Below are 446 nucleotides of genomic sequence, written 5' to 3' on the forward strand. Positions count from 1 at the left end.
CCGCTGACTGGCGAAAGCGCAACGCCGACCTAACGTGAAACAAGGCAGAGATCGGAAGCACTGGAGTGCGCCGCTGTCAGTCCTTTCTCCCTCGCTGTTCTGCCGCGCCCGCCGCCCATGCGGCCCCCGTCAGCCACCGCCAGGGAGCATCGCCATGCTGTTCATCACCAATCGCTTTCCCAAGGGCTCGATCAAGACCGAGATCGACCGCCCGTTCTCCTTCGACCTGAACAATAACGCGCCGAGCAACTCGGTGTACTTCTGCGAACGGCAGAGCAAGCGCAAGCTGGTCGAGGTCGGCAGTCAGGCCTTCCTCGGCCGGCTACAGGAGGCCAGGCAGCGGCAGATCCTGCTGTACATCCACGGCTACTCCAACCTGCCGGACGACGTGTTCGCCTCTGTCGAGGAGTTCCAGGCGTTGTGCGAGCGCAGCGGCAAGGATGAGG

The 446-nt window shown here is 63.5% G+C and carries 1 protein-coding gene; it reads left to right on the forward strand.

Annotated features, from left to right (window positions below):
- Positions 1-154 precede the first annotated feature (154 nt).
- Positions 155-446: hypothetical protein (locus tag C5C07_RS20840; protein ID WP_199522803.1), on the forward strand; the 292-nt coding region annotated here is incomplete at its 3' end.

This window comes from Haloferax sp. Atlit-4N, from assembly GCF_003383025.1.
GTDB lineage: Archaea > Halobacteriota > Halobacteria > Halobacteriales > Haloferacaceae > Haloferax > Haloferax gibbonsii.